Source organism: Bhargavaea cecembensis (assembly GCF_001619585.1).
In the GTDB taxonomy this organism is placed as follows: domain Bacteria; phylum Bacillota; class Bacilli; order Bacillales_A; family Planococcaceae; genus Bhargavaea; species Bhargavaea cecembensis_A.
The window spans coordinates 1,073,072-1,094,461 of the sequence record NZ_LQNT01000009.1 but is presented as its reverse complement, the minus strand read 5'-3'; the positions used below and the strand labels follow the sequence as shown (position 1 = coordinate 1,094,461).

The 21,390-nt window shown below is 48.6% G+C and carries 23 protein-coding genes; 7 read left to right on the top strand and 16 right to left on the bottom strand.

Annotated elements, in window-relative coordinates:
- Positions 1-268: 268 nt before the first annotated feature.
- Both AV656_RS08900 and AV656_RS08895 read left to right on the top strand, forming a co-directional pair.
- Positions 269-1,234, top strand: coding sequence for a S8 family peptidase (locus tag AV656_RS08900; protein WP_063180978.1), 966 nt, complete (start codon positions 269-271; stop codon positions 1,232-1,234).
- Positions 1,231-2,043: an endonuclease I family protein gene (locus AV656_RS08895; RefSeq protein WP_063180977.1), complete on the top strand. Its 813-nt coding sequence runs from the start codon at positions 1,231-1,233 to the stop codon at positions 2,041-2,043. Before AV656_RS08900 ends, AV656_RS08895 begins: the two co-directional genes overlap by 4 nt.
- 35 nt (positions 2,044-2,078) lie before the next feature.
- On the opposite strand, the gene AV656_RS08890 is transcribed toward AV656_RS08895, so the two are convergent.
- The 15 genes from AV656_RS08890 to AV656_RS08820 form a co-directional block, all read right to left on the bottom strand.
- Positions 2,079-2,972 carry a sulfurtransferase gene (locus AV656_RS08890; RefSeq protein WP_063180975.1) on the bottom strand — a complete coding sequence of 298 codons (894 nt, stop codon included), beginning with the start codon at positions 2,970-2,972 and terminating at the stop codon, positions 2,079-2,081.
- Positions 2,973-3,273: 301 nt separating this feature from the next.
- Positions 3,274-3,873: a hypothetical protein gene (locus tag AV656_RS08885; RefSeq protein WP_063180973.1), complete on the bottom strand. Its 600-nt coding sequence runs from the start codon at positions 3,871-3,873 to the stop codon at positions 3,274-3,276.
- Between the two features lie 253 nt (positions 3,874-4,126).
- The gene (locus AV656_RS08880; protein WP_063180971.1) at positions 4,127-4,816 is read right to left on the bottom strand and encodes a PoNe immunity protein domain-containing protein; all 690 of its coding nucleotides are present in this window, start codon (positions 4,814-4,816) and stop codon (positions 4,127-4,129) included.
- Between the two features lie 5 nt (positions 4,817-4,821).
- Entirely contained in the window at positions 4,822-5,532 is a 711-nt protein-coding gene (locus tag AV656_RS08875) for a PoNi-like cognate immunity protein (protein ID WP_063180969.1), read from the bottom strand.
- A gap of 15 nt (positions 5,533-5,547) precedes the next feature.
- The gene (locus AV656_RS08870) at positions 5,548-6,261 is read right to left on the bottom strand and encodes a PoNi-like cognate immunity protein (protein WP_063180967.1); all 714 of its coding nucleotides are present in this window, start codon (positions 6,259-6,261) and stop codon (positions 5,548-5,550) included.
- 14 nt (positions 6,262-6,275) lie between these two features.
- The gene (locus AV656_RS08865) at positions 6,276-6,992 is read right to left on the bottom strand and encodes a PoNe immunity protein domain-containing protein (RefSeq protein WP_063180965.1); all 717 of its coding nucleotides are present in this window, start codon (positions 6,990-6,992) and stop codon (positions 6,276-6,278) included.
- A gap of 172 nt (positions 6,993-7,164) precedes the next feature.
- Positions 7,165-7,893, bottom strand: a complete 729-nt coding sequence (locus AV656_RS08860) for a PoNe immunity protein domain-containing protein (protein WP_063180963.1) — start codon at positions 7,891-7,893, stop codon at positions 7,165-7,167.
- A 119-nt stretch (positions 7,894-8,012) separates the two neighbouring features.
- Positions 8,013-8,741 (bottom strand): PoNe immunity protein domain-containing protein, encoded by a 729-nt coding sequence (locus AV656_RS08855; protein ID WP_063180961.1) that lies wholly within the window; start codon positions 8,739-8,741, stop codon positions 8,013-8,015.
- 152 nt (positions 8,742-8,893) lie between these two features.
- Complete coding sequence (locus AV656_RS08850) at positions 8,894-9,628, bottom strand: PoNe immunity protein domain-containing protein (protein WP_063180959.1); 735 nt, start codon at positions 9,626-9,628, stop codon at positions 8,894-8,896.
- A 16-nt stretch (positions 9,629-9,644) separates the two neighbouring features.
- Complete coding sequence (locus AV656_RS08845; RefSeq protein ID WP_231877272.1) at positions 9,645-11,207, bottom strand: T7SS effector LXG polymorphic toxin; 1,563 nt, start codon at positions 11,205-11,207, stop codon at positions 9,645-9,647.
- Between the two features lie 200 nt (positions 11,208-11,407).
- A complete protein-coding gene (locus tag AV656_RS08840; RefSeq protein ID WP_063180955.1) occupies positions 11,408-12,121 on the bottom strand; it encodes a PoNe immunity protein domain-containing protein in 714 nt (237 codons plus the stop codon).
- Positions 12,122-12,187: 66 nt separating this feature from the next.
- Entirely contained in the window at positions 12,188-12,937 is a 750-nt protein-coding gene (locus tag AV656_RS08835) for a PoNi-like cognate immunity protein (RefSeq protein ID WP_231877253.1), read from the bottom strand.
- 78 nt (positions 12,938-13,015) lie between these two features.
- On the bottom strand, positions 13,016-13,774 hold the full coding sequence (locus tag AV656_RS08830) for a PoNe immunity protein domain-containing protein (RefSeq protein WP_063180953.1): 759 nt from the start codon (positions 13,772-13,774) through the stop codon (positions 13,016-13,018).
- Positions 13,771-14,478: a PoNi-like cognate immunity protein gene (locus AV656_RS08825; protein ID WP_231877252.1), complete on the bottom strand. Its 708-nt coding sequence runs from the start codon at positions 14,476-14,478 to the stop codon at positions 13,771-13,773. The genes AV656_RS08830 and AV656_RS08825 overlap by 4 nt, the downstream gene beginning before the upstream one ends.
- Positions 14,469-14,846 carry a hypothetical protein gene (locus AV656_RS08820; RefSeq protein ID WP_063180952.1) on the bottom strand — a complete coding sequence of 126 codons (378 nt, stop codon included), beginning with the start codon at positions 14,844-14,846 and terminating at the stop codon, positions 14,469-14,471. The genes AV656_RS08825 and AV656_RS08820 overlap by 10 nt, the downstream gene beginning before the upstream one ends.
- A 231-nt stretch (positions 14,847-15,077) precedes the next feature.
- Between AV656_RS08820 and AV656_RS08815 the strand changes: the two genes are divergently transcribed.
- Complete coding sequence (locus AV656_RS08815; RefSeq protein WP_063180950.1) at positions 15,078-15,713, top strand: DapH/DapD/GlmU-related protein; 636 nt, start codon at positions 15,078-15,080, stop codon at positions 15,711-15,713.
- A gap of 39 nt (positions 15,714-15,752) precedes the next feature.
- Here AV656_RS08815 and AV656_RS08810 read toward each other — a convergent pair whose 3' ends face one another.
- The gene (locus AV656_RS08810; RefSeq protein WP_063180948.1) at positions 15,753-16,475 is read right to left on the bottom strand and encodes a CPBP family intramembrane glutamic endopeptidase; all 723 of its coding nucleotides are present in this window, start codon (positions 16,473-16,475) and stop codon (positions 15,753-15,755) included.
- A 249-nt stretch (positions 16,476-16,724) separates the two neighbouring features.
- Between AV656_RS08810 and AV656_RS08805 the strand changes: the two genes are divergently transcribed.
- The 4 genes from AV656_RS08805 to AV656_RS08790 all read left to right on the top strand — a co-directional run bounded on the left by AV656_RS08805 (position 16,725) and on the right by AV656_RS08790 (position 21,337).
- Positions 16,725-17,699 (top strand): agmatinase family protein, encoded by a 975-nt coding sequence (locus AV656_RS08805; protein WP_063180946.1) that lies wholly within the window; start codon positions 16,725-16,727, stop codon positions 17,697-17,699.
- Positions 17,700-17,733: 34 nt separating this feature from the next.
- Positions 17,734-18,384 carry a helix-turn-helix transcriptional regulator gene (locus tag AV656_RS08800; RefSeq protein ID WP_063180944.1) on the top strand — a complete coding sequence of 217 codons (651 nt, stop codon included), beginning with the start codon at positions 17,734-17,736 and terminating at the stop codon, positions 18,382-18,384.
- Positions 18,385-18,458: 74 nt separating this feature from the next.
- On the top strand, positions 18,459-19,709 hold the full coding sequence (locus AV656_RS08795; protein WP_063180942.1) for an Nramp family divalent metal transporter: 1,251 nt from the start codon (positions 18,459-18,461) through the stop codon (positions 19,707-19,709).
- Positions 19,710-20,302: 593 nt separating this feature from the next.
- On the top strand, positions 20,303-21,337 hold the full coding sequence (locus tag AV656_RS08790) for a nuclease-related domain-containing protein (protein WP_063180940.1): 1,035 nt from the start codon (positions 20,303-20,305) through the stop codon (positions 21,335-21,337).
- Positions 21,338-21,390: the final 53 nt, after the last annotated feature.

Genomic DNA, 21,390 nt, shown 5'->3' with positions numbered 1-21,390 from the left:
TTTTATGTTCACTACTCGATTTTGCCGTGCAAAAGTGTATGTCTAATTTACGGAGGAAACACCCATTTGTCAACAGGGGTCTTTTGGGGGCATGGAGGCACCCCTATCTTATAAATGCTCCAATAGCCCCGGTGGAGATTGTCGATATAGGTATGGACAGACAGAAATTACCCTACCAATGGCACTTTCGATAATTGTTCTGAATTATTAAAATAGAGGTATCACCAAGAATCGGCTTCTATTGAATCTCTAAAGGGGAGGGGAAGAAATGGAGCACAAAGTTCACGTGATTCCTCACACGGTGATTCAGCAGGAAGAGTCAGTCAAGGAAGTGCCGAAGGGTGTTGAATTGATTCAGGCACCAAAGATTTGGAGCGAAACCAAAGGAAAAGGCATGAAAGTGGCTGTCCTGGATACGGGCTGTGATGTGAACCATCCGGATCTAAAGGATCGGATTATCGGCGGACGCAATTTCACAGATGATGATCGCAGCAACCCTGAGATTTATACAGACTACAACGGACACGGCACGCACGTTGCCGGTACGATTGCCGCGCAGGAAAACGATGCAGGCGTGATCGGGGTCGCTCCGGAAGCCGATCTTCTGATTGTAAAGGTGCTGAACAGAAACGGGTCCGGACAGTATGCGTGGATCATCAAGGGCATCCACTATGCCATTGAACAAAACGCGGATATCATCTCCATGTCCCTTGGAGGACCGGTTGACGTTCCTGAACTCCACGCTGCGATTAAAACGGCGATCCGGAAGAATATCCTTGTGGTTTGCGCTGCCGGCAACGAAGGCGATGGCGATGACTCGACGGATGAATTCGCCTATCCCGGATGCTACAACGAGGTCGTAAGCATCGGAGCGATTAACCTTGAACGAAATTCATCCCGATTTACAAATTCCCACAACGAAGTGGATTGTGTGGCACCCGGTGAGGGGATCCTCTCAACTTATTTAAATGGGAAATATGCGACCCTCAGCGGCACTTCCATGGCCGCTCCTCACGTCTCCGGTGCACTTGCATTGATTAAGGTTTACGCCAACCAGCAGTTTGGAAGGAAGCTTTCGGAACCTGAGCTGTATGCCCAACTGATCAGGCGGACGGTTCCGCTGGGCAACTCGCCCAAGCTGGAAGGAAACGGGCTTGTCTATTTGACCGTCCCTGAGCATTTGGCGGGCATCTTTGCCGAGAATGTGAAAGCCGCTGTGCTGAGTGCAACATGATGAAGGCAAACAGCATTTCGGAAGCACGGATCACTGCTCAGACCACCTATATCGACCGTGTTCTGAATGAACCGTATTATGATTCCGAGAAGGATTTAAAAGCGCGGGAGAACTACTACGGCCAGGTGGATTTCGCGAAAGGAAATCTCGCAGAACAGATCCACTCGATGCTGGTCAGCACTCACTCCCGCCAGTTAACGTATTCACCGCATGAATACGTCTATCCCTGGATGGATCTGCAGGAAAACGGCAAGCTGAAAAGTTTGTACTCAGGCGCCAGCCTTGATCCGCTCAAAACCATAGAAGAGGATCTGCAGCTCCTGCAAATGATCAGGGAAGAAGGGGTCACCGCCAACGAGAAAATCATATTCAATACGGAGCATGTCGTGCCTCAGTCCTGGTTTGATGAGAAAGAGCCGATGAGGGGGGACCTCCATCATCTGTTTGCCTGCGAACCGGCATGCAACAGCATGAGAAGCAATTATCCGTACCATGATTTCGAGTCGTATGTCCCTGAATTCCAGGCGGACAAGATCCGGAGCGGCTGTGGAATGGCGGAAGACAGGAAGTTTGAGCCTGAGTACGGGAAAGGGATCGCCGCGCGGGCAGTGTTCTACTTTGCGGTCAGATACAAAGAAGTGATCAGAATGGAAACGAGGATGGATCTGGACCTTCTGCTGAGGTGGCATCAGGAGCATCCTGTGGATCTCTATGAAAAGCACAGAAATGCCGCCATCCAGGAGCTTCAGGGAAACCGCAATCCGTTTATTGATCATCCGGAGCGGGCGGGGGAAATGCTTCGCATATAAAAAGAGAAGGCGCCCGTTGCGGGACGCCTTCTCTTTTATTTGGTTTCCATTGGCAGGGAGGGATCGTTGGCCCATTCAGTCAGTGACCCGTCATATACAGCAACATTTTTCTGTCCCAGTTTATTTAGAATCGATCCGGTCCAAGTGGCTGCAATGGCACTGCCGCAATACGTGATGACTTTCTTGTCCGGGTCAAGCGCGCCGACGCTTCCGAAGATCTCGCGCAACTTTTCATCATCATAAAGTTCCTTTGTCTCCTGGTCGGAAAGCGCACCGAAGAATACATTGACGCTTCCCGGGATGTGGCCGGGTCTGTCGTACGTACTCTCATCACCGTTATAACTTTCCTTGGACAGGCTGTCCAAGATGACGACATTTTCATCGTCGATTGCTTTTAGGACGTCCTCTTTTGTTACGAACAATTCAGGCTTTCTTTCCCCTGTAAAGTTCCCCTTTGGATAGGAACCGGGCTCTGTCGTCACCGGACGGCCTTCTTCCTTCCACTTCGGAAAACCTCCATCGAGAATTGCCACGTTGTCAAAACCTTCATATTGCAGTTGCCAAGCAAGGCGCGATGCCCAATCCGATGCAATGACTTCAGGGATATTGACGATCGCCCCCTGATCATAGACGACGACATAAGTGCCCTCGCCAACACCCAGTTCACTGATTTTCTCTACAAATCTCTCACGGGAAGGATGGGTAAAGGGAAGTTCAGAATCCGGGTCTGAAAGCTCCTTGTGCAAGTCAGCAAACACGGCACCAGGGATATGCCCCTTTTTGTAAGCTTCCTCTCCAGACCAGACATCATAATACCCGCCCTCTTCGGGGTGTTTCAGGAAGGTCGTGGCATCCAATAACCTCAGATTAGGATCATCCAATCTTTCAGCAAGCCATTCAGTCGTTACGAACTTTGGTACGTTCACCATTTGGACAGCTCCTTCAAAACAGATTTATTTAATAGGGATTAAAGATAGCCTATCATGCGATTATCCTGGTTTCAAACTAATTGCATCGTATTGACACTGAGGAAAAAGGAAAGCGCCCATTGCGGACGCTTTCCTTTCAGTCTTTATAGTGGACCAGGTCATATGGGTAGTAGGGGACAACTTTCAGTGTTCTACCAGGAGGGCGTTCCGTGGTAGCAACCGTGGGGCGGCGGCGGTGCATCAACTGGAAAACCCAAAACCCATACCGGGGAATCAATACCTTCCCGCTGGACCATCTACATTACTTGGATGGAACTATAACTTTATAATCGCTAGGTATATGTAAAACTGTTTCGTAATATTGATCTTTGGTGTATTTGTCTGAGATATCTTTCTCTATTGTTTTATACGTTATATATGGTTTGTCTATCTGTTCCTTTTGTACGATTGCTTGGAGACGTATCTTTTTTTGGATACTGTCTATGTCCTGACTCTTCGAGATTTCGACTACTATCGGTTGTGTATCCTTGTTCATATAGATAGATTTGATAGTATTTTCATCATTTAAAACCTGAGAAAAGTCCTCTATGTTTTCTCTTTTTTCCGGTAACGACTCGAGGTAACGCTTCAAGTAATTTTCTTCCCATTTCTCTTCATTCATAGAGAAATTATATTCTTTTATTGTGTAAGTTAAATAACCGGTAACAGCAAATAAAATAACTAAGAAAGAAAAACTATAAATCCAACCTTTTAGAGAAAAAGCTTTTTTCTCTCTAAATAAAAAAACAATAAATGCAACGGTTATGAAAATCCAGATCGCTCCTGCGATTATAGCAAGTGGTGCATTAGAAAGAGCGGATACTTCTTCCTGTACTTTAATTACATCTTCAATATTAGGCACATCTACACTCCTGAATTTTGTTTTTGAACTGTCCTATTTCGGATGCTTCGAGGAAGTGTTTTCCTCTAATTTTGTCATCTGTTTGAAATCTCATATTGTTATTTTTCCATTATATTGCAATTACACTCGTTCTGACAATACACAGTTGCCCTTCCAAGCTCGTTGTTATATGCATTTCCTCAACGTAGTTATAAAAAAAGCACCCATCTGGATGCTAATAATGATGTTCATATCTTGCCATGGTATACGGATATTAGGGAACGTCCTTGAGGAACTGGTCATCCATCCCAAGAATCTTGACGATCGCTCCGCTTTCAAAACTCCAGTAGCCCCGGTAAATGGGATTCTGATGCAGATGGGAATCGTGCCACCCCATGCCGTTATGCCCCCTGTACCAGTCGTTTTCCAGGTAGGACTTTAAATGCTGGATGTGTTGCTCGCCTTCGATTACCGGGAGCAGCAGCCTGTAAGGATACCCGAATATAAAAGAGGTCTGTCGAGGTCTCCAGGAAACAGCATGCCGGGCATTCAGTAGAAAATTGATGAGCGTATCATGGGGCGCGTAAGGCTGCGCCAACCGGTCCAGCCGGGCCATAAGCGAATCATCAATCTCCAGCATGATCCCGATGGAAAGCAGCCAGAGCAGCTCGATATAATCATCAGGGGAGTCAAGGTCGTCAGGTTCCCATGTCTTCTCCATCAGGCTAATCAGCGACGGGAGAGCGTCCCTGATCTCATCCAGCGGACGGTCCGCTGAATACATGGCAACCAGCCGGTTAAAATGATAGCCGCTCAGGGCGATGTAGCCATTCCGTACGCCCTCATCATCGGCGCCGCACTCGCGGATCACCATCTCCAGCAGTTCCTCGAACTCCGCTATAGTGTTGTTCTGAAACTCGAGATATTCGCTGAAGTAAACTTCGTTTTTCAGGTGGTCTCTCATCTCATTCATCCTTTGAAGTGAACCATGTCATACGGGTAGTAGGGGACACCCTTCAACTCGCTGTCATCCAGTTTCAAAATCTTTGCCACCGCACCGCTTTCATAGCTCCAATAGCCCGAATAGATGGCATCCTGGTGAGTGTGGCTGTCATGCCAGCCGGTGTCTTGGTGCCCATCGTACCAGTGAAGCTCGAGGTATTCCTTGAGTATTTGGGTTTGCTGCTGTGTGTCGTCCAAATGAATAAGATCAATCAATTTTCGGTAGGGAACCTCCTGTAACAACGGACTGTCACTTTCCTGTGGAGCGGGACTTCTCGAGGATAGGAGAAAATCGAGCAGGACATCTCTCATGCCCCGCTTCCTGATAAGCTGCTCCAGCCGGTTAAACTGGGTATCGTCGAACTCCAGCATGATGCCGATGGACAGAAGCCAGAGCATATCCAGGTAGTGGCCTTTCCAGGCGTTCTCCATCGAACAAATAACCTCAGGCACGAAATCCCGGATATCTTCGAGATCATAACCGGCAGAATACATGGCGTTAAGTTTATTGAAATGAAAGTAGTTAATCGCCCTGAAACCGTTTCGTGAGCCTTTATCGTTGATTCCTCGTTCGCTGATAACTTGATCGATCAGTTCCTTAAATTCTTCAATGGATTTATTTTCATCTTTTATATATTGATCGAAATAGGTTTCGTCTTTAAGCGGATCTCGAATCATCTTTCATTCAGCCCCTTATTTCTTAAAGTGAACCATATCGTATGGGTAATAGGGGACGTTCTTCAGGCTGCTGTCGTCCAGCCCCAAGATCTTTACGATCGCTCCACTCTCGAAGCTCCAATACCCCGAATAGATGGCATCCGGGTTCGTGTGGCTATCATACCAACCAGTATCTTTGTGCCCGTCGTACCAATGAAGTTCGAGGTATTCCTTAAGTTTTTGGGATTGCTGCTCCGGGTCGTTCAAATGAATAAGATCGATCAATTTTCGATAGGGATCTTCATGCAATAAGGGGCTGTCACTTTTCTGCGGGGCGGAATTTCTCGAGGTCAGTAGAAAATCAATTAGAACATCTTCCATGCGGTATCTCCTGACCAGTTTCACGATGCGCTCGAACTGGTCGTCGTCGATTTCCAGCATGAAACTGATGGAGAGAATCCATAGCATTTGGATGTAATGACCGCCCGTCCATCCTTTCTCCATCCAATCAATCACAACCGGAATGAAATCCCGAATTTCGCGCAGGTCCGTGCCGCCTGAGTACATGGCATTCAGTTTATTGAAATGAAAAAAGTTGAGGGATTTAAATCCATCTCTCACGCCTTCGTCGTCAAGTCCGCGCTGGCTGATGACGATATCAAGCAGTTCCTTAAATGCTTCAATGGTTTCATTTTCATCTTTTATGTATTGACCGAAATAGGCTTTGTCCTTTAACGGATCTCTGATCATTCTTATTCAGCCCCTTATTTCTTAAAGTGAACCATGTCGTATGGGTAATAGGGGACGTCCTTCAGGCTGTTGTCGTCCAGATCCAGTATCTTCACGATTGCGCCGCTATCGAAGCTCCAGTAGCCAGGGTAAATAATGTCGTCATCATGGTGGGTCTCGTACCACCATGCTTGACGATGGCCCTTATACCAATCATTCTCCAAGTACGATTTTAGACTGAGGACCTGCTGAGCAGGGTCGATGCCGCTGATGACCGGCAGGAGGTTTTTGTAGGGAAGGCCAAACAAAAAGGTGGACTTGGGGCCTGAATCCCGAGGGTTCAGCAGAAAATTAACCAAAGCATCCTCCTCATAGATCAATGCCAGCTGTTTCACACGGGAGAGCGATGTCTTGTCGATCTCCAACATGATCCCTATTGAGAGCAGCCACACCACTTCAAGATAATAGTCGTAATCCATAACCGCTTCCTCATCGGAACCACGGATCTTTTCCATCAGACCGATAAGCGGCGGCAAGGCCCTCCTGATTTCATGTAGCGAACGTCCGGCTGAATACATGGCAATCAGCTTGTTGTAATGATATCCGCACAATGAGTCATAGCCGTTTTCGACGCCTTCATCGTCAGCCCCGCGCTCGCGGATCAACCGCTCCACCAAACCTTCGAATTTCAGAATCGTGGAATGATAGGTGTCATTCTTGAAGTAGGCTTCATCTTTTAGGCGGTCTCTCATCAGCATCGAGTCTCCTTGAATAAACGTTCATTACCAACAGTTTACCATTTGGGGTTGGAGGCTACAGTGTGACGTTTAACCTGTTTTGGAGGAGAACGCCGTAGGGGCTTTTTGGCAGGTAGGTATAGTGTAGGAGAAATAAAGAAAAGCGCCCATTGCGGACGCTTTCCTTTCAGTCTTTATAGTGAACCATGTCATACGGGTAGTAGGGGACACCTTTCAGGATGTTGTCATCAAGGCCAAGGATCTTTACGATCGCTCCGCTTTCGAAGCTCCAGTAGCCGGGGTAGATGATGTCATCATCATGGTGCGTCTCGTACCACCACGCTTTTTTATGCCCCTTATACCACTCATTTTTCAAGTAGGATTCTAGCTTCTGGGTTTGTTGCTCCGAATCATCGCCATGAATGATCGGCAGAAGTTTTTTGTAAGGCAACCCAAATATGAATGTGGAGTGATGAGGCTCCCATCCGGAACGATTGGAATTCAGAAGAAATTCAACCAAGGCATCGCGTTCCTCATAGGTCTTGGCCATTTTTTGAACACGAGAGAGCAACGTCTCGTCGATTTCAAGCATGATTCCGATGGATAACAGCCAGACCACTTCAAGGTAATCGTCATAATTTCCAATTGCATTTGTAGGCCGGCTTCTTTCCATCAGATCGATCAGCTTTGGAAGGGCGTCCTTGATTTCATGAAGCGGGTGTCCGGCAGAATACATGGCAATCAACTTGCTGTAAGAGTAAACACTCAGGGAGTCATAGGTGTTATCGACACCTTCATCGCCTATTCCGCGCTCGTGAATTAACGGTTCCACTAGATCCTCTAACTCACCGATTGCGGAATGATAGTTTTCGATGTAATCCTTGAAATAGCCTTCATCCTTCAGACGGTCTCTCATCGTATCGAGTCTCCTTAGCCAGACATCTATTACCAACAGTTTACCATTTGGAGTTTTGGTCGGTAGGTATAGTGGAGAAGAAATAAAAAAGAAAAGCGTCCGTTGCGGACGCATTCTTTTCAGTCTTTATAGTGAACCATGTCATAAGGGTAGTAGGGGACGTCTTTCAGGCTGCTGTCATCCAGCCCGAGAATCTTTGCAATTGCTCCGCTTTCAAAGCTCCAGTAGCCGGGGTAGATGATGTCATCATCATGGTTTGTCTCGTACCACCACGCTTTTTTATGCCCCTTATACCAATCTTTTTTCAAGTAGGATTCTAGCTTCTGGGTTTGTTGCTCCGAATCATCGCCATGAATGACCGGCAGAAGTTTTTTGTAAGGCAACCCAAATAAGAATGTGGAGTGATGAGGCTCCCATCCGGAACGACGGGAATTCAGAAGGAAATCAACCAAGGCATCCTGCTCCTCATAAACATTGGCTAACTTCTCCAGCCGAGTGAACAGTGAATCCTCAATTTCTAACATGATTCCGATGGCCAGCAGCCAGACCGTTTCCAGGTAATAGTCATAATCCTTAATGACGCCGGGATCCCAGGTTTTCTCCATGGAATCGATGAGCGGTGGGAGAATGTCTTTAATTTCATCCATCGAATGCCCAGCGGAATACAAAGAAATCGCTTTGTTGAAATAGTATCCACTCAACGAAATGTATGCACTGTAGACACCTCTATCGTCAGCGCCACGCTCATTGGTCAGCTGCTCCGCCAAGTCTTCAAACTCAACGATTGCGGAATGATGTTGTTCGATATAATCCTTGAAATAATCCTCGTCTTTCAGGTGGTCTCTCATTAGCATCGATCCCCTTCAATAAGCTTTCAATACCAACAGTTTACCATTTAGAGATGAGGGCATCAGTGTTCTGTATGAAAGGGAGCGGTGGCAGGGTCTTTAAAAGGGGAAGGACTTGAAAAAGAAAAGCGCCCATCGCGGACGCTTTTCTTTTAGCCCTTATAGTGAACCATGTCGTACGGGTAGTAGGGGACGTCTTTTAGGATGCTGTCATCAAGTCCGAGGATCTTTACAATTGCTCCGCTTTCAAAGCTCCAGTAACCTCGGTAAACATAGTCATCAATTGTGTGAGTATCATGCCAACCGGCAACGTCATGTGCAGGGTACCAATCTTTTTTTAGGTATTTGGCAAGTTTCTGTACAGCCTCATGTTGTTTGGGAGAAGTGATCACATTGTATAATTTTGAGTAGGGGCGTTCAATAAAGAATTTTGGCTCGTGCGTATGCCAGGATTCAATTTCACGTGCATGAAGAAGGAAATCAGCCAATGTATCTTTATCATGATAAATCTTGATTATCTTTTCTATTCTGGAGTGCAGATCATGGTCCACATTCAACAGGATTCCGATTGATGAAAGCCAAACTGATTCAATATAATAATCATAGGACTCATGAGCTAATGGGTCATATGAACGCTCCATGATATCGACTACATCTGGGAGGAAGTCTCTGATTTCATCCAAGGGCCGGCCAACTGAGTACATTGCGATCAGCTTACTAAAATAAAACACCTCCAATGCGGTGAATAGCGAGTGAACACCTTCATCGCCGATGCCTCTCTCTTCAATAAGAGAGGTTGCTACATTTTCAAACTCTTCGATACTTTCATCGTAATATTGTAAAAAACCAGTAAAGTAACTTTCATCCTTAATTTTATCTCGAATCAAATCGTAGCAACCCCTTTTATCTCTTTATATATCCGGCTTTGTCTAAAGTTCTTTCAACTATCTGACCATCTTTTTTTACACGTACCAGTCTGCTCTCAATGTTACTAGAATTGATAGTACGTTCCAAAATAATTTCCTTATATTTATTAATATTTACTGCTTTCATTAACCGTTGTGAAATCCAACGATTGTCCATCTGTCTAATATCCGATTTTAAATTACTCAATTGAGATTTGTTGAATTTCGCTTCAGCAATAATAAACTTTGGAGGTGGCGTGGCGTTCTCATATACTCCGTCTATACCTTGTACAATTTGTTGATCCAATTTTGTTACTCGACCTCTACTAATCCTTGAATACCCCTGACTCTCATAATGCACATCCATCTTCATCTCGCCGTAGTTACCTCTTTGTCTATTATCTTTCAGTTTTGTTTTTCCGGATTCTACAGAATGGATGACATTTCGCTGCTGGATTTGTGCAACTTCAGTGGCGGTGTAGTGGCGTTTTCCTTTGAGCGCCGCATTTTTTGCGTCAGTTTTGAACCACTTGCCTATTGGGGTTTCCTTCACCAGTTTAAACCCAAGTTTTCCGGCTTTCACGCCTTTGCCCATCGGCGTCATGCCGAAGATGGCAAACCCTTTTTGCAGAAGGGAGGAGTCCTTGTCAGTGATAGTTTTTAAGTCGTCGAACAGCATAGTGTCAGCAAAGTCTTTTGCAGCCTTGAGGAATTTGTTTTCGCTGTCTGCTTCCGGTTTTTCAGTACTGTTTCCGATCGCAGCATTAGGATCAGTCATCGGTGATTCAGGAGGAAGACCTTTCAGAGTGGAGAAGCCGAGGTTCCTTCCATTGTACAAAACATTCTGAGGGTTCTCCATGCTGTTCAGGCCGCTGACGCTATCTATTGTGGTGGATTGGCGTGCAAGTCCGAGCTGGAGTGGGGACCTGGCTGTCACTGCAGCCCATTGCTGTGCAGGGAAATTAACGGCAGTCATTCCGCTTTGGAACAAGGATTCTATTTGAGAAATCCACTGTTCCATTGCCCGCAGTTGGTCTGATACGGGCATCAGCCTGTTTGTCTGAGCGGCGTCGAATTCATTTAGATCACTGACGGTCTGATTCTTTTGGCGACTTGCATCCAGCACGCCCTCCTGTACCTGACTGTCATCCAGGTGGGGGAGGCTGACGATATCGGCAACCTGGTCCATGATGGCATTGGTCTCATCCGTCAGGTTTCTGGAGATTCTGTTCATCTGATTCAGCCCATTCTCCACTTCACTTTCAATGAAACCTTCGTCTATGTAACCGTCAGTTGAGGGCTCCAGTGCATCTGTTGCAGATTCGATGCCGGATAATGTGCTGTAGAAGTTCTCTTTGAACATGAGGAAGTACTCGAGAAACGGCAGGTGGCACTCCTGATAAAATCTCCTGATGGCGTCTCCGCCCTGGCCTTTCAGTGCTTCGTTGAGTTGGACCAGTTCTCTGACGGAGTCCATAATGAGCGTCATTTCGCTCTCAAGCCGGTTCAATGTTTCCTTATTACGCGCCAGCCCCTCCTCAAACGCGGCGGCATCCAACACCTTCAATATCCATCACCTTCTTCTGCGGAATGCACAGCAAAGATTAATTACCAATAGTTTACCATTGTGAGTTGGGCAAGGGGCTGTGACGTTTAGCCCGTTTTTGTTTGAGGATTGGGAGGAGGAAGGTCACTGCTAATAGGCAGTAACTCATGGAGAAGGCATAACAACAGAAGACGCCCCAAACGGACGCCTTCTGTTTACTTCTTATAGTGGACCATCTCATACGGGTAGTAGGGGACATCTTTCAGGTTGCTGTCGTCCAGCTCGAGGATTTTGGCAACGGCTTCGCTTTCAAAACTCCAGTATCCACTGTAGATTGGATCTCGATGTTTATGGGAGTCATACCACCCGGAATCGCTATGCCCGGTGTACCAGTACTTTTCAAGATAGAGCTTCAATTTTTTTAACTGCTCCTCTTTGTCCTGGTTGCCTATTACTTCAGCCAATTTGGCGACAGGGCGTTCGTAGAGAAGTTCACCCCTAAAAGTTTTGTCTCTTCGCTCTTTCCCTTTAATCAAAAACTCCAAAAGACCGTCTTGTACATTGTATTTCCTCACAAGCGAAACCAGTCGATCAAACTGGCCGTTTTCTACATCTAGCATGACTCCAATAGATAACATGCAGAGCATCCGTTCATAGTTTTCTCCATTCCAAGACTTCTCCAATACTTCAATGACATCAAGGAAAAAGTCTCGGACCTCATTTATAGGGTGACCTGCGGAATAAAGTGCCTCTAACTTTGAGAAGTGGTAACCGGTCAATATGATGTATCCGACCCGCACTCCATCATCATGTTCGCCTCGTTCCTGTATGACCGTCTTTATTGCTTTAGAATACTTTTCAATCCTGGCAGTTTCATCAAGAAGGAATTTCTCGAAATAAAGGTCATCTTTTAACAAGTCCCTTGCCATTGTATTCTCTCCTTATATTCCTAATCGATCACTTTCTTATGTAATTTTCCATCCGACGCCTTATTTTTACTCCTTATAGTGGACCATCTCATACGGGTAGTAGGGGAGATCTTTCAGGCTGCTGTCGTCCAGCCCGAAGATCTTCGCAACTGCTCCACTTTCATAGCTCCAATAACCCGTATAGATGGCATCCCAATGATGATGGCTGTCATGCCATCCAGTATCTTCGTGGCCGTCATACCAGTGAAACTCAAGATATTCCTGCAACTTTTGGATCTGCTGTTTTTGATCATCCAGGTAGATCAGGTTAAAAAGATGTTGGTAAGGATCTTTGTGCAGCAACGGGCAATTGCTTTCATTTGAAGACAAACCTCTCGAGGATAATAGGAAATCAATCAGGGCATCTTTCAATTCATATGTCCTGATCAGCTTTTCTAGCCGGACAAAATCAGAGTCATCTATTTCGAGCATGATTCCAATAGATAGGAGCCAAAGCATTTGGAGATAGTGAACGCCGTTCCATGCATTCTCCATTGAATCAATAACTTCTGATATAAAATCTCGTATATTTTCTAATGGGACTCCGCCTGAATACATGGCATTCAATTTATTGAAGTGGTAAGTGTTTAATGAAATAAACCCACTTTGAACCCCATCATCTTCTATTCCACGTTCCGCGATAATGACTTTTAATAGATCTTTAAATTCGTCAATGCTATCATTTTCGGACTCCAAATACGTTTTGAAATAGGTCTCATCTCTTAAGGGATCTCTCACCACGGAATCACTCCATTTCCTTAAAGCTAACTTTACCAATAGTTTCCCACCCGGGGTAGACAAGAACTCATAGAGAAGGCATAACAACAGAAGACGCCCCAAACGGACGCCTTCTGTTTAATCGTTATAGTGGACCATGTCATACGGGTAATAGGGGACATTCTTCAGGCCGCTGTCATCCAATCCCAATAGCTTTACAATAGCCCCGCTTTCAAAGCTCCAGTAACCCCGGTAAACGTAGTCATCAATTGAATGGGTATCATGCCAACCGGCTTCATCGTGTGAAGGGTACCAATCTTTTTTCAGGTAGGTAACGAGTTTCCGTACAGCCTCGTCTTGTTCGGAACAAGTGATTACACTGTTTAATTTTGAATATGGCCGTTTAATGAAGAATTGTGAACTGTGCGGCTGCCAAGTTTCGATTTCACAGGCATTCAGAAGGAAATCAGTCAATGTGTCCTGATCATGATAGATCCTGATCAGCTTTTCTATTCTGGCATGCAGATCTTGGCTTACGCCCAACATAACTCCAATAGATGAAAGCCAAATCGATTCGATATAGTAATCATTAGACTTGTGAACCAAAGGGTCGTAGGAACGTTCCATGCTGCTCACCACGTCTGGGAGAAAGCCCTTGACTTCATCCAGGGGCCGGCCAGCTGAATACATGGCGATTAGCTTGTTAAAATAAAATACATTCAATGCAATAAATAATTTGTGAACCCCCTCATCATCGGAGCCCCTTTCTTCGATTAGAGAGGCTGCCAGATTTTCAAACTTCTCTATACGCGCATCGTGATAGTTCAAAAAACCTTCAAAGTAGTTTTTATCCTTACATTGATCTCGAGTTTCGTCTGTGGATGGATCTCTTATCATCTTTTGACTCCCTCCTGATCATGAATCATGTCATACGGGTAGTAGGGGACATTCTTCAAGCTGCTGTCATCGAGTCCTAAAATTTTCGCCACGGCTCCGCTTTCAAAGCTCCAATATCCACTATAAATCGGATCGTGATGCTTGTGCATGTCATGCCAGCTGGAGTCTGCATGGCCGTCGTACCAATGGTCTCCCAGGTAACTCCGCAACCGTTCTACTTGCTGATGTCCGTCACTTTGGATGACTTCCATCAGCTTGGCATAAGGCTCAGCAAATAGAAGGGGTCCTTCTGGATGCCCATCAATCAGAGACTCGATCAGACCATCACGGAGTTCGTACTTCCAGACCAGATCCGTCAGTCGGCTGAACTGCTCCTCCTCGACGTCGAGCATGACCCCGATGGAGAGTACCTGCAGCATTTGCTCGTAGTTCTCCCCGTTCCAGGATTTCTCCATCATCTCGATGACACCGGGGAAAAGGCTGTTGATTTCGTCCAAGGGGCGCCCGGCTGAATACATGGCGATGATCCGGTCGAGGTAATGATTGGCGAGGAAAAGGTAACCATTCCTCGCTCCTTTGTCGTGTGCCCCGCGCTGTGCGACGACTGTATGCAAGACTTCTTCCATCTGCTGGATTCTGGCGTTTTTCTTTTCGATATAGGTGTTGTAGTACTCTTCGCTGCGCAATGAATCCCTCACCACCATTTTTTATCCCTCTTTTCATCCAAATCCTGAACGGGAGATTCACGCTTTTCTTTCCGCTCGATCAGATAAAGGACCACTGTGAGGATCAGGGATAAAATCATAAAGAGGGTGGCGAGGGGAATTTGTTCGTGAACAAGTAGAAAGAATACGCCTAATAGAGCCGCTATCATAGGAAGCATCCAGCGAGCTTTTTCTCCGGCCAGCCATTCGCCAATCATCAGGAAGACGCCACCGCCGATCAAAAAATAGGGGAGGGCGTATTCGTAATAATCCTCCTCGATCGCAAAGGCCGGGAGGACGAAGGCTAAGAAAAATCCGATGATTTTCATGCCTTTCCCGAGTCGCACTTTAATCTTTTTCATTTCCATATCGCCCCCCCCCCGAACCAATCATGTTGTCCTAATTATACCATTCTTTCCCACAATGAAATACGTGGTCATTCAGAGGGGGGAGGTAGTGATTCAGCCCCCGGAAGGTAGTAACTCAGCGGGGGGGAGGTGGGAATTCGTATTTTACAAACACTTAATAGAGCGTTGATACGGTTTCAATCCTGCCAAGCTACACTGGAAACCATTAAGGATAGAAAGAGGCGGGGAGAAGTGAGGGAAATCCATCAGGTGAATAGCGGTGCTATCCTATCTGAAGAGCCAACCGTCCACGGGACGGCTCAGGTGGCCAACAGTCTGGCGGGCGTGTATACGTCGATCGGGGCGTTCAATAAAATCGTGGAGTCCGAGATCGGCGATTACACATATACAATGGAAAACGTCACGATGAATTACACGGAGGTCGGCAAGTTCTGCTCAGTGGCGGCGCAGGTTTGCATCAATCCGGTGAACCACCCGATGGAGCGGGTCACCCAGCATCATATGACCTACCGACGCCGCTCGTTTGGTTTTGCTGAAACAGACGACGAGGAGGTTTTTGACTGGCGGCGCTCCCATCGGGTGAAGATCGGCCATGATGTCTGGATCGGCCACGGTGCGATCATCATGAAGGACGTCACGATCGGGGACGGAGCGGTGATTGCTTCGGGAGCGGTCGTGACGAAGGATGTGGAGCCGTATACGATCGTCGGCGGTGTTCCGGCGAAGAAGATCAAAGACCGTTTTCCGAGGGAGATTGCCGAGAAGCTCCGGCAGATCGCCTGGTGGGACTGGCCGAGGAACGTGATCGAAGAGCGCTTCGGGGAGCTGAATGACTTGGAGCGGTTTATAGAGAAGTATGGTCATTAAAATGAGCCGGGTCCGGAAGCCAATTTCCGGACCCGTTTTTTAATCTCCCAACTTCGCAATGTAGTCGACCATGAAATGAAGAACCATCAGGGGCAGCAGTGAATCCAAAGAGACGAAGATGGCGCAGAACAACACACCAACTACAGAGGTTCTGACGACACCTGTCAGGAAGCCCTGATAGGTGTGGGCAAGCCCGAAGATGATTGCCGCCAGTGCAATCACGATCCAGATGGACAGGGCAGGAAACAGGTGCATCAGGGCAAAGATTAGGAATCCCCGATAAATCACTTCTTCCGTCAATCCTGCCGTCATCGAGACAACATTCCACCGCTTTTTTTCCTCTGCGGTTATCGGAAGGATGGGAGCAATCATCGACCGGTCATATTCTTCTTTTTTCTTCTTCGTCAATTCTTCTCTGACTTTGCTGCTGAGGTGGGATCCGAGAATGAAATAGGCAGCGATCACAAAATACAAGAGGCCGATGCCGAGAGCGGTGATCGACGGAATGGTTCCCAGCGGTCCGAAGTTGAATGTCGGCAAGGCAAGCCCAATATCGCCCAGCGTGATGCCGGAAAAGGCAACCAGCAAGAGAATGAAAAGGGTGGGGACCCAGAGGGCGACAATCGAGTGATTGTAGTACGTCATTCTCGCCTGGTCATTGACCTGCACATCGGCCTTAAACACTTGGAAATCCCGGTAGCCAAAAATCGGTTCATACAAAAGCAAGAACATCAGCAACCCCAAAATGACGGCTTCGACCATGATTCCACCCCTTTTCTCAAGTGTAACCGAAAGCATTATAAAGAGACGTGGGGATTCACCCTATATACGTTATGATTCGAACGCCTTTAGGTTGCAATCGGAGGGGATGGGTCATCACGAATCCTAGCAAATACATGCCGAAAGTCTCGATCACATAACTTTTACAAAAAGTAAAAGAATATTTGACTAATCATAAAAACCTACGTACCATTACTTTAACTTCCAATCTCTCAAGAAAGGGATGATTTCATGCTATACGGCAATACACCATGTTTCCTCGATGCGAAGAACATCTCCAAGTCCAAGGACACCACGGATATCGACGCGGTGGTCTACGGGGTGCCCTGGGAAGGTGCGGTGACGTGGGGGGATTACACGGGCTGCGAGCTGGGGCCGAAGGTAATTCGCCTGGCGTCGGGGCGCTACAGCGGCTATCTTCCTGAGCTGGATCACATTGATGTGTTCGAGCATATCCGTTTGGGGGACGCCGGGGACATCGATGTCGTGCCGGCGGATGTGGAGGAGACGATGGACCGGATTTCCGGATTCACCTCAGACCTCTGGAAAAGCGGCAAGTTCCTGATCGGGCTCGGCGGCGACCACGGGATTACGTATCCGATCATCAAGTCGCTCACCGAGACGACGGACAAGAAGGTCGGGATCATCCACCTCGATGCGCACTATGACAACATGCCGCATTACAACGGCGACAAGTACGCACGCTCCACGCCGTTTGCGCGGCTGTATGAGCTGGACGGCGTGCGCAATGAGAGCCTGATCCACACCGGTATCCACGGGCCGCGGAACAAGCCGGACAGCGGAAAGCTTGCGCGTGATGCGGGTGCGGTCACGCTGACGATCAATGACATCCGGGGCCGCGACCTCAAGGAGCTTGCGGATGAAATTTATGAAATGGCAAGCAAGGACGTTGACTGCGTCTACCTGAGCATCTGCAGTGACGTGCTCGACTTCGCGTTCAACCCGGGCGGACCGGTCGACGGCAACGGAATCACTTCCTATGAACTCGTCACGCTCGTCCACGAGTTCACGAAAAAAGGCATTATCGGCATGGACTTCGTCGAAGTGTACCCGCAGCAGGATGCCAACCAGAACTCCGCACACTTCGTATCGACAGTCGTGCTGTATGCACTGGCCGGTCATGTGCTGCACCAACAAAGCCAGCAGGCAAGCAGCAGCCAGGAGACCGTCAGCTCCAGAAGCTAATACAACCCATCAACCACAGAACAGGTGAATCAGCATGAATGATCCGACAGCCAGTGATCACCAAACGATACTAAAAAGATACATTCCGATCGCGGACATGATCGCGGCGACGTTCGGAAGCCGCTGCGAGGTAGTGATCCATGACCTGCGGAACCTCGAATCATCCCTCTTGTACATCAGGGGAAATGTCACGGGCCGGAAGATCGGCGCGCCGACGACCGAGGTCATCCTGAAGGAACTGAAGAACCAAGGGGATTGCATCGAAGACATGCTCGGGCAGGTCACCCGGACGGAGGACGGCAAGTTCATCCGGACGTCCACGTCGTTTATCCGCGACAGCCGGGGGAAGGTCATCGGCTTCATGGGCATCAACTTCGACATCTCGGCGTTTACGGAGATGGAGTCCGTCATCAGCGAGTTCACCGCCGGGATGAAACATGAATTCGCCCCTCCGAAAGAATCCTACGCCCAGACGGTCGGTGAGGTGTTCGAGAAACTGATCGACGACGCCCTGCGCGAAGTCGGCGTCCCGATCGGGAAGATGAAAAAAGACGACAAGGTGCGGTTCGTGAAGAAGCTCGAGGAAAACGGGGTCTTCCTGATCCAGGGGGCCGCCGAACGCATCAGCGCGGTGCTCGGCGTCACGAAACAGTCGGTCTATAACTATTTGGATGAAAACCGGTGACGGCCCTTCAGGCCGCACCGTCATTGCCGGAGTTGAAAGCGCTTTAGGGGGAAACCATCAAAAGGGGTGGAAGGATGGAAACAACAGTCACCAAGTCGGAGGCGCCCAGAAGGGGACTGGTGGAGCGGCTCAAATCCATCGGTCCGGGAATGGTCATCGTGGCAAGCTTTATCGGACCCGGGACCGTCACGACGGCGACCCGGGCGGGGGCGTCGTTCGGATACGCCCTACTCTGGGCGGTCCTGTTCTCGATTCTAGCGACGATCATCCTGCAGGAAATGAGCGCAAGGCTCGGCATCATCACGCAAAAGGGCCTGGGGGAGGCCATCGCCGAGCAGTTTTCCAATCCGATCATCAAATACGCGACGATGACGCTCGTCATCGTCGCCATCACAGTCGGGAGCACCGCCTACATCACGGGTGATCTGATGGGCGGTTCCACCGGGCTGTCGATCCTCACCGGGCTGCCGCAGAAAGTGATCGGCCCGGTGCTCGGCATCATCATTCTGTTCCTGGCCTTGAAAGGATCCTACAAGATCGTCGAGAAGTTCATGATCGGGCTCGTGCTCGTCATGGGCATCACCTTCATCACGACGATGATCGTGGTCAGGCCCGACATCGGGGAAGTGTTCAAAGGCGCCATCATGCCGTCGATTCCGGTAGGCTCGATCATCACGATTATCGCGCTGATCGGGACGACGGTCGTGCCGTACAACCTGTTCCTGCACGCCGCCACAGTTAATGAACGGTGGAAAAGTCCGGACGATCTGAAAGCTTCACGCAGGGACAGCATGATTTCAATCCTGATCGGCGGCCTGATCACCGCGGCCATCCTGATCACCTCCGCTACTGTGATCAAGGGCATGAGCGTTGAGAGTGTCGCCGATCTGTCACTGCAGCTCGAGCCCGTGCTCGGCAACTGGTCCTCCGCCTTCATCGGCATCGGCTTCTTTGCGGCAGGATTGTCCTCCGCACTTGCCGGGCCGCTCGGCGCCGCCTACACCATCTCCGGCCTCCTCGGCTGGAAAAACGGCATGAAGGACAAACGGTTCAAAGCCGTCTTCGCCGGCATCACGGTCTTCGGCATCTTCTCGACACTCACAGGTTTCGAAGTCGTCTCTGTCATCATCTTCGCCCAGGCGATCAACGGAATCCTGCTGCCATTCATTGCGGTCCTTCTGCTCGTCATCGTCAACAACAAAAAGCGCCTCGGCGGATACGCCAACAACCTTACACAGAACATCATTGGCGGGATTGTTGTGATCATTTGCGCAGGACTGGGGATTTACAGCCTGATCGATGCGATCGGGGCGTTTCTTGGATAATAGCAAAAAAGGTGAGCCCGGACGGTTTTCGTCCGGGCTTTATTGAGGTTGGTGGTGATTCAGGCAAGGTTGGTAGGAGTTCAGCGGGAGGAGGTCGGAACTCAAGCACCCCTAGGTGGGAACTCGTAACCTCTGAGGTAGGAACTCACCATAAGAGGATATTAAACGCCAATTTGTTGGTAATTGGAAGACGCCCAGGTAAACACTCATTTGCTCCGATGTGGAGGTGGTGATTAGATGATGGATGGTGGTGATTCAGTAGGCGATAGGTGGTAACTGGGGTGGGGGTTCGTTGTGATTCGGGAGCGGTTGGTGGGGGTTCGGCACTACTGGAGGAGAAGCTAGTGTAACTGAATGGGCTGCTGGTTTTCGCCGCAGCCGAAAACCTTCCCTCAAAGAGTCTTGAATTTGAATTTTGGAAATTGTTTGTAAGTGCGATGAATGTAGTCACTACACGAAGTATGCATATTTGCACCTGATGTCACTCTTCAACAAAATCCAATTTCCCTGCAAAAAACACGCTCAAATTCAAAATATGCCAATTCGCCAAGCACGTCGCCCAATTGCTATCCTGCCCCCAAGGAGGGGTCATCATGGAGGTCAAACGAGATTATCCAATTTATCTGCACGCACTGGAGCGGATGCTGATCCGGTTGTCAGCAGATCATGCAAAGCGTCAAGCGGTGCAAAATGAGCTTGCTGTGACGAGGGCGGGGTATCAGGGGGAGTTGGAGGTGGATCGGCATATCCGCCGGACGAAGATGGACGGTCCGGCTAGAGTGCTGACGGATCTAGAAGTACGAGTGGATGAGGAACACACGGTCCAGATTGATACGCTGGTACTCACTCTACGTGGAATCTGGATTCTAGAGGCAAAGCGAATCTGGGGGACACTTGTGTACCGGGAGAATCCACGACGGCTGGAGCGTCGGAATGATGACGGGACGATCCTGACGATGAAGTGCCCGATGCTGCAGTTGGAGATCCAGATTGCGGCGGTGCGGGAGTGGCTGGCGCAGCGGGATATCCCCCTACCTGTAGACGGTCGTGTCGCATTCACGTATCAAAACACGTGGGAGGGCTTGCCGGAGAGGGCACCTATTTTGCCGGCGAGGGAGGTGCCCTTCTTTTTGGCACGCGAATACGCCCTGTCGGAGCCTAAAATGGATGAGGAGACGTTTAATTGGGTGGCAGAGATGCTGGAACTCGAACGTTTCCGCTTCCATCCATACCCGCTGTGCACAAAGTTCGATGTGAATCCGAATGAGCTGATTCGAGGATGGGTGTGTCTGGCATGCGGCAGGAAGATGAAGCGGGATACGGAGCGGAAGGTGTCTTGTGGGCCTTGCAAGGTGGCGGTGAAGCCGGACTACGGCGAGGTGATCCTGGACTGGCTCCTGCTGATCCATCCCACAATCAGCAATCAGCAATTGAGAAAGTTCCTGGGGATCAAGGATAAACATGCGGCGGGCCGAGTACTGAGAATGTTTGAGTTGGAGAAGGTCGGTGTGTCTGTGAAGAGGGTGTATCGGTTGAACTTTATGAGGGGATTGGATGAGACCCGACTCAGGCGAAAGGAAAGTGGAGGAGGGGCGGTTCAGAATGCAAAGGTAGGAGCTCGCGGATGATGGGTAGCGATTTGAGGGGGTGGAGGTAGGGACTCGTGGGGGAGGAGGTGGTA